This is a genomic window from Arthrobacter sp. 01T425 (assembly GCF_056398725.1).
Map to the genome: position 1 here is coordinate 804,730 of NZ_JBFTPY010000001.1, position 8,038 is coordinate 812,767.

The window sequence follows — 8,038 nt, forward strand, 5'->3', positions numbered from 1 at the left end:
CCGCGTCTGATCCCCGCGTCGGCGCAGACGTTCTACCGAAGGTCGCCGTCAGCGGCTGCCACGTTCTCGATGGCGACCGTTTCGATGATTCTGGTCGATGGCTCACCGACCAGCGCCGGCGCCGTCACACCCGTTTTCCACGTATCGTTCTGCAGCCGGCCCAGGAAGTCCACCGCCGCCGCCTGCGTATCGAAGTCCATCTCCAGCATTACGTAATCCTGCTGGTCAAGCGGGCGCGAGATCCGGAATGACCGCACGCCCGACGCAGCGCGGTCCAGCGGATCGCTGTCGAAAGCCCTCCGCCACATGTCAAAATCCCGGACCTGGTGTTCGATCTGCAGGGTAATCACTGGGGCGCTCCTGTCGACGGTTCTACACGCCCACTGTAGGCCCCGAAGGCCCCGCCAAGTAAGGAGCATGGCCGAAGTGTTATTCCGGCTGGCGTCTTACGCCGGCTGGGATCCGGTGTTGGTGCTGGTCGGGGCGTTGGACTGATCGGCCTGGTGGCGTTGCCGGCGGCTCGCCAGCAGGAACGGCACCGCGATCAACTCGATCACGCCGCCGATGGCCAGCGACGCGGCATAGCCGTACACATCTGCCGCCCGTCCGAGCAGCGGCTGGACCACCACGCCACCGCTTGAGCCCATGAGTGAATCGAAGCTGAGCACTGTGGCGCGCTGCTTCGAGGCGATCATGTCGTTCAGGTACGCCTGCCGCACCGGTATGCCCGCCGATGACACCACTGCCCAGAGCGCCAACAGCACCAGGGCCAACCAGAACACGTGGGTGAACCCGAGCACCACCAAGATCACCGTGTCCACGACGCTGCTCAGGATCAACACGGTGGTGCGCCGGCGGACAAGGCGCCGGATGCGCGGAGCCATCCAGCCGCCGAGCACCTGCGCCGCGGCCACGATGGCCGCCGCCAGGCCCGCGACAGAATACGCGTGGGGGTCCCCATAGAGCTCGAGCAGGTACGGCTGCAGGGCGTAAAACACATAGATCCCGACGCCGAAAGTGAACGGCGCGGCCAGCATCACGTAACGTACGGGCGGATTCTTCAAGCCGTTCTCGATCGAGGCGGCGAGTACAGCACGGGTCGCCTGGAGGGGATGGGTCGAGCGTTCGGGGGTGAACCCGACGTCGCGCATGAGCCCAAACGCCACCGCGAACATGGCCAGCAACACGCCCACGCGCATCAGGAACGGCACGCCCAGATTGGTGGCCTGCGCGATCACGCCGCCGGCAACAGAGCCGGCGAGCATCGCGACTCCGGCGACCATCTGGCCTCGACCGAGCACCGCTTCCATCCCGCCCTCGAACCCAGAGAAGCGCAGTGCATCGACGAGCCAGGCCTCCACCGCTCCGGAGAAGAAGGTGAAGCCCAGGCCGAGCAGGACCGACACCACCGCCCACCACCAGAACGGGGCGGAGAACTGCCAGAGCAGGTAGTAGAAGTAGGTCGAGACGGCGAGGGTCACGGTTCCGAGCAGGAACGAGACGCGCCGGCCCCAACCGTCGGCAACCACCCCGGTGGGCACCTCGAACAGCACCATGCCGGCCGTGAAGAAGGCATTCGCGGCAAACGCCTCGAAGTTGCTGAGACCGGCGTCGAGCAGGAAAAGGGTGTTGATCCCCCAGATGAACGAGGCCGCAAGGGTATTGCCCAGCGTCAACGTCAAATAGATGCGCTGAATCTTTCGGGCGGCGGCGTTCATCGCGTCGCCGTCCCCGCCAGGGCGAGGAGGGAGCACGAGCCCATTCTCGTCTCCGCTGCCGGCACGCGCCAGTGCACACCAGGCGCAGGGCAGGACGCGAACGGTCGAGCCGACGATGCCCGGTCTGCTCAGCTGCCCTGGTTCGTGTAGAACGACCGCCGGCGGGCGTACTCATGGACCCGGTCCAGGGTGGCGATCTGGTCGCGTGCCTTGGTGGCCAGTCCGTCGAACCTGGAACCGTCCAGTCCCAGATCGCCGGAGAGATCCTGCAGCGTCTGCCACAGCCCTAGTTTTCCCATCACCGCCGACCGCATGACCTCGGACTCCAGCACCAGCGTCATCGGCGAGCGGCTCACCACCCGCCCGTTGAGCTTGAGTCGGCCGGCACGCTCCGCAACCCACGCCGCCACCCGCCGCGGAGTTCGCCGTGGCAGGCCAAAATCCCCCACTAGTCCGCGCAGGTACTCCCGCTCCTGCCTGATTTGGGTGGCAAGTGCCGCAAGTTCGGCGTGGAAGGGGGTGTCCGTGAAGTCGCGCGCCATGCGCTCTATGCGGCCCTGCCCCGCTGTGGCTCCCGCGAGGTGGTTCGAGAGGTAGAGCCCGAACAATTTCTTATCGATTTTTCCGGAAATCTGCGGTGCCATGAATGCTCCACTCTGATCGAAGGGTTGCTTCGGGAAACATCACCCTACCGGAGGGCATGGCGGGCCCAGAAGTTCTATCGGGGCGCGGAATCGTCGTGCGCCGGCCGCACTGACCCGGCGTCGGGATCCATCGCCACGAGCCCGGCGTCGTCCTTCACCTCTGTCAGTTCCTGCGCCACGTCAGGCTTGAGCCAGGACGCCACCACGCTGACTCCGCCTCCGTCGTCGCGGTCGATCACGACGTCGATCTCGGAGGCGGCCGCCCCCATGCGCGACAGCTGCTCGCGATATGACGCGACGAGCATCTCCAGGCTTTCCTCGGTCCACTCCCCCGGCCGCATCCTCGTTGAGATTTCGACCGGTTCAGGCTGATACAGCGTCATGAAAGTCCTTCCCGTGGGGTTCGATCAGGGTGAGCACGACCCCATTCTCGCCCCCTGCGCCGGTGTGCGCCAGAGCAGGGACATCGGGCCGCCATGGCGCCAGGGCGTTCCGAAGTGAACTACGGCTATTCCCAAGTACTCCCCGCACTCGATCACCTGGGCGCGATGCACAGCGACGTCGTCGTTCCTCTCCTGCAGGCCTGGCTGGGAAAAGTGGGCCGGCAGCAATAGGAACATCTCCCCGGGACTGTCGCGGCGCCGGTTCCTATGTGCTGAGGCGGAATACGTCGGCTTTGATCGCGTGGCGTCCGGTCTTGCGCTTCCCCGACGGCGTCCCATACAACACCAAGGCCGACCGGTCATCGTCGAGAACGGTGATCCCCTCGGCATGGTCCTCGTCCTCACCGAACGGCGCGTCAAATTCGCAATGCAAGTCGTCTTTCGGCAGGACGGCCTCGGCCTGCGACGTCAGCGCGCCCCGCCAGCGAAACACGGCCGCGCGCCCGTCGAGTTCCATGGTGGGTCCTGCCAGGACGAGCAGGTCCCGTCCGTGACGGCACAGATCCCGCACGCCCAAACCATGCAGGCGAAGGAAGTGCTTGCGGTAGCGACGATTCCCGGGACCGATCGGCTGCGGCTCCAAGCCGGGCCCGCCACCAACCTGGAGCTCTATGATCATCGCCCACCCACGCAGCACCGGCCCGCGCAGACCGATGAACACCCGGTCGCCCGCTACGGCGAGGCCCTCGCAGTCAATGCCGTTGTCCTTGCCCGGGATCGGGCGACCGGTCGTCGAGGACTGGATGAAGCTTCCAAGATGTGGGTCATCAGCCAGCAGATCCACCAGGTCCGTGCCCCGGCCGAGGCCCAGCACGGCGGGGCGCTGCTGCTGCCCCGTCCGGCCGCCGTCCGGATCGAGGAGGACCTTAGTCGAAAGCCGGGCCAACACCCGACGGCGCTGGCTGACCTCCACTGTCGCCAGGGAATCCTGCGCTTCTGCGGGTGTGGCGTTGTTCTTGACCTGTTTGCGGGCCGAGCTGTGCGATCCAAGCAGCCACAGCGTGTCATCCTCGACATCGAGGCCCTCGATGTCCATCTCACCCCTGTCCCCGGGCAGCTCAAGGAGGTGGGTGAGGTCGAAGCTGCGGTGGGTGCGGGCCTGGCCGCCGGCCTCCAGGGTGAGCCGTTCGAGGCTGGTCGTCTCGTCATTGGCGACCCAAAGGTGGGAACCCTGCCGGGCGACCGCGGACAACCCGTCGCGCAGGTCAGCCTTCGGATCCAGGGTGCTGCGCTGGTCGAGTACGAGGCTGATTTCGCCGGAGGGCTCGTCCGGCCGCGGCCATCCGCTCACCGCGGCACACCCATCCTCGTCAGCGGTGATCGGCAGCTCATTCCCGCGCTCTCCGTTCGCGCAGCCAAGGGATGAGGCCACCTGCCAGGAGCATGTCCACCTGACGGCTGGAGAGACTGTGCCGCACAGGGTAGACCTCGTCTCGGGTCTGGTTCTCCACGAGGATCTCCTTGCCTGTGAGCAGGGCGTCGTGTATCCCTGTCAGCGCGAGCACATCGTCCTGTTCGATGCGGTCATGATCGGCCGCATTTGTGAACTCGACTGCGAGGACGCCGAAATTGGCCAGGTTCTGCCAGTGGATCCGCGCGAACGAGACGGCCACCACTGCGCGCAGCCCGAGGAAGCGCGGGGTGATAGCTGCGTGTTCCCGTGAGGATCCCTGGCCGTAGTTCGTGCCGCCGACCAGGATGTGCCCGGTGGAGTCGCGGGTTTGGGCGGCGCGGGCGGCGTAGGTGGGGTCGAGCTGGTCGAAGGTGAATTCGGCGAGTTTGGGGATGTTGCTGCGGTAGGGCAGAACGCGCGCACCGGCTGGCAGAATCTCGTCCGTCGAGACATCGTTGCCCACCACCAAGGCCACTGGTGCCTCGATGCGGTCGGCGAGTGGGCCGAAGACCGGAAGCGAGGAGATGTTTTCGCCCTTGACCAGCGCTACTTTGCCGGCTTCCTCCGGCGCCAACGGCTCCTCCAGCATTGCCACGTTCACGCTCGACACCGCGGGAAGTTCGATCTCGGGATACTCAAGGTCGAAAAGCTCCGTCAGGTCCCGCGGGTCGGTGATAATTCCGGTGAGCGCAGCAGCCGCAGCCGTCTCCGGCGAGCACAGGTAGACCGAGTCCTCCTTCGTGCCCGAACGGCCGGGAAAGTTGCGGGGCATCGTGCGCAGGCTGTTGCTTCCGTTCGCGGGGGCCTGTCCCATCCCGATACAGCCCATGCATCCGGTCTGATGCAGTCGGGCTCCGGCGCTGATCAGATCAAACGTGGCCCCCATCCTGGTGAGGTCCTGCAGGATCTGCCGGGAACTCGGGTTGACGTCGAAAGACAGTCCAGGGGGGCACTGCCGTCCCTTCGTGATGGCGGCGACAATTGCGAAGTCGCGCAGGCCCGGGTTCGCTGAGGACCCAATCACGACCTGCGCCACCGGCCTCCCAGTGACCTCCCGCACCGGAACGACGTTCCCGGGCGAGCTGGGCAGGGCGATGAGCGGCTCGATCGTGGCCAGGTCGATCTCGTCGGTCACGTCGTAGGTGGCCCCGGAATCGGCGAGGAGTTCGGTGAAATCGTCCTCGCGCTGTTCGGAGCGCAGGAAGGCCCGGACCTGGTCGTCGGCCGGGAAGACCGTGCTCGTCGCACCGAGTTCGGCGCCCATATTGGCAATCACGTGCCGGTCCATCGCGCTCAGCGTGGCGAGGCCGGGACCGTAGTACTCGATGATCCGGTCCTTGCCGCCCTTCACGCCGTGCCGGCGAAGCATTTCGAGGATGACGTCCTTGGCACTGGTCCACGCTGGCAGCTTGCCGGTAAGCCGCACGCCCCAGGTCTCCGGCATCTTCAGGTAGAGCGGCTCGCCTGCGATGGCCAGGGCCACCTCGGTGCCGCCGACCCCGATTGCCAGCATCCCCAGCGACCCAGCGGCCGGGGTGTGACTGTCGGAACCGACCATGGTCGTGCCCGGGCGGCCAAACCGCTGCATGTGGGTCGGATGGGACACCCCGTTTCCGGCCTTCGAGAACCACAGACCAAACCGGCGGCAGGCCGAGCGGAGAAAATCATGGTCCTCAGCGTTCCTGCTGTCGGCCTGCAACAAGTTGTGGTCCACGTACTGCACGGATACTTCAGTTTGTGCCCGGTCCAGCCCGATGGCCTCCAGCTCGAGCATGACCAGCGTCCCGGTCGCGTCCTGGGTGAGGGTCTGATCGATACGCAGGCCAATCTCACGGCCGGGAATCATCTCCCCGGCCACCAGATGGGATGCGATGAGCTTTTGGGCCACGTTGTAGGCCACGGTGTGTTCCTTACTCGATGGCGAGGCCGGATGCCTCCGCCGTCAACGAACCGGGCACGGGGCACTCCCCTTTATCCCCAAATTAGCCCACTCCGGGCGCCGGGAACAGTGGGGATTTGACGCTCATCGTGGCCCTGCCGGAAACGGTGCGCTCCTGGTGTTCAACGAGCTGAGGAAGGCCAGTGCCGCGGCCAATCCCGCACTCAGCACAACGGCTCCCAGCCACATCGACACTGGCCATTGAATCGATGCCGCCAGGGCGATCCCAGCCAGTTGGCCGGTCCAGATGAGTGCCGCCAGCACGGCGGTGACCGCCGGCAACGTGCGCCTCAGCCACGGGCCCGGCCGTCGGGCAAGCAGCAGATCCGCCGCTACCGCGATGATCGTGGCTCCGGCAGCACCGGCGACTGCGGCCGGGCGCAGCCCCGACATGGCCAGCGGCAGCCACGCCACCACGGCGACCAGGATGGTGGCAATACCGAAAGGCGGCCTTCGGGCTCCGGAGAAGGTGTAGAGGAAGGGGGCGATAATCAGCGCTGTGGTCACCAAATAGCTGGCCAGTCCGAGGGCCGGGGGCAGCTCCGCCTGGGTGTGCCCGGGGCTCCCGATCGGCGTCTGCAGATAGGGGATGGCCGGCGGGGTCCGGACGAACGCCGAGCAGTAGATGAGGAAGAAGGCTCCCAATCCGGTCATCAGCGCGAGGGACAACAGTGCAGCCGGCGTCCAGTTGAAGGCCTCTGCGCCGCCGGCGGCCCGTGCGCTGCGGATACCGGTGCCGAGGATGAGGAAGAGGCTGAACCCCAGCAGCAGGTGGGTGGGGCTCACCAGCGCATCGAGGGAGACTTCGATGCCCAGGATCTCGTGCCAGGCCAGATCCAGGACGCCCGCGACGGCGAACAGGATCAGTCCGATGACCGTGCCCGTGTAGCCGGCCGGCACCGACCGGGTCAATGGCCGCCCTGGCTGGCGGTTCCTCCAGATCACGCTTGCCGTCCACGCGGCGGTGGCCACGAGGCCCGAATAGAGTGCCGCGTGCCAGGGGGTGAAGAAGGTTTCCAACCCGGGAACGTGCAGGTGGGCCCAGCCGTCCAGGAACACAGCCAGGAGGAGCCAGATGCCCAGCAGTTGCGTCACAAGGTCGTTGCGCGCCCCGGCCCGAAGAGTCTGCGCTGCCGTGTCAACCATCGTCGCTCTCCTCGCACCCGCCGTGCCATCACCCTCGCCGCGCAGTCCAGGGAGGCCGGGATGCCCACACTTGGCCCGCGTCGAATGGTTAAAGCTTGGACCTCCCGGTGTCCGACCGCCAGTGCTGCATTCCCTCAGTCCGTCGCTGGTTGTGCCGACAGGTTATGCCTGCGGGTTAAGCCTGCGGGTTATGCCTGCCCGGTGGTGACGTTTTCGAGCACGACGGCGAGGCCCTGGCCGACGCCGATGCAGATCGCGGCGACGCCCCAGCGCTGCCCGGAGGCCTGCAGGGACCGGGCCAGGGTGCCCAGGATGCGCCCGCCGGAGGCGCCGAGCGGGTGGCCCATGGCGATCGCGCCGCCGTGCCGGTTCACGATTCCCGCGTCGATGCCCCAGGCGTTGATGCACGCCAGGGACTGCGCGGCGAACGCCTCGTTCAGTTCGACCGCGCCGACCTGGTCCCAGCCGATCCCGGCCTTGGCGAGGGCCTTGTTCGCGGCCTCGACCGGGGCGTAGCCGAAGTACTGCGGGTCGTTGGCGTGCGCGCCGCGCCCGGCGATCCGGGCCAACGGCTCCAGACCCAGGATCCCGGCGGCCTTTTCACTGCCAGCCACGCCGCGGACGCGCCGTCGGAGAGCGGGGACGCGTTCCCGGCCGTGACGGTGCCGTTCCCGGTCCGGAACACGGTCTTGAGCCCGGCGAGCTTCTCCGCCGAGGACCCGGGACGGATGCCCTCGTCGCGGACCAGGTCCGTG

8 protein-coding genes and 1 pseudogene are annotated in these 8,038 nt (G+C 66.9%); 1 reads left to right on the plus strand and 8 read right to left on the minus strand.

The features are described from left to right. Window positions 1-32: 32 nt before the first annotated feature. The 4 genes from AC1DNG_RS03805 to AC1DNG_RS03820 all read right to left on the minus strand — a co-directional run bounded on the left by AC1DNG_RS03805 (window position 33) and on the right by AC1DNG_RS03820 (window position 2,745). The gene (locus AC1DNG_RS03805) at window positions 33-350 is read right to left on the minus strand and encodes a hypothetical protein (protein ID WP_476886653.1); all 318 of its coding nucleotides are present in this window, start codon (window positions 348-350) and stop codon (window positions 33-35) included. 96 nt (window positions 351-446) lie between these two features. Then, window positions 447-1,718 carry an MFS transporter gene (locus AC1DNG_RS03810; RefSeq protein ID WP_230008446.1) on the minus strand — a complete coding sequence of 424 codons (1,272 nt, stop codon included), beginning with the start codon at window positions 1,716-1,718 and terminating at the stop codon, window positions 447-449. Window positions 1,719-1,846: 128 nt separating this feature from the next. Next, window positions 1,847-2,362 carry a hypothetical protein gene (locus AC1DNG_RS03815; RefSeq protein WP_476886654.1) on the minus strand — a complete coding sequence of 172 codons (516 nt, stop codon included), beginning with the start codon at window positions 2,360-2,362 and terminating at the stop codon, window positions 1,847-1,849. 74 nt (window positions 2,363-2,436) lie between these two features. Beyond that, window positions 2,437-2,745: a hypothetical protein gene (locus AC1DNG_RS03820; RefSeq protein ID WP_230008448.1), complete on the minus strand. Its 309-nt coding sequence runs from the start codon at window positions 2,743-2,745 to the stop codon at window positions 2,437-2,439. A 93-nt stretch (window positions 2,746-2,838) separates the two neighbouring features. Here AC1DNG_RS03820 and AC1DNG_RS03825 point away from each other — a divergent pair, with 93 nt between their 5' ends. Then, window positions 2,839-2,976 carry a hypothetical protein gene (locus AC1DNG_RS03825; RefSeq protein ID WP_476849502.1) on the plus strand — a complete coding sequence of 46 codons (138 nt, stop codon included), beginning with the start codon at window positions 2,839-2,841 and terminating at the stop codon, window positions 2,974-2,976. 34 nt (window positions 2,977-3,010) lie between these two features. Here the strand turns inward: AC1DNG_RS03825 and AC1DNG_RS03830 are convergent, their stop codons facing one another. The 4 genes and pseudogenes from AC1DNG_RS03830 to AC1DNG_RS03845 all read right to left on the minus strand — a co-directional run. Then, on the minus strand, window positions 3,011-4,096 hold the full coding sequence (locus AC1DNG_RS03830) for a DUF3616 domain-containing protein (protein WP_476849501.1): 1,086 nt from the start codon (window positions 4,094-4,096) through the stop codon (window positions 3,011-3,013). A 37-nt stretch (window positions 4,097-4,133) separates the two neighbouring features. Further along, window positions 4,134-6,098 (minus strand): aconitate hydratase, encoded by a 1,965-nt coding sequence (locus tag AC1DNG_RS03835; protein WP_476886655.1) that lies wholly within the window; start codon window positions 6,096-6,098, stop codon window positions 4,134-4,136. Between the two features lie 123 nt (window positions 6,099-6,221). Continuing rightward, entirely contained in the window at window positions 6,222-7,283 is a 1,062-nt protein-coding gene (locus AC1DNG_RS03840; protein WP_476886656.1) for a hypothetical protein, read from the minus strand. Window positions 7,284-7,471: 188 nt separating this feature from the next. Continuing rightward, a pseudogene (locus AC1DNG_RS03845) lies at window positions 7,472-8,038 on the minus strand (thiolase family protein); the annotation flags it as partial.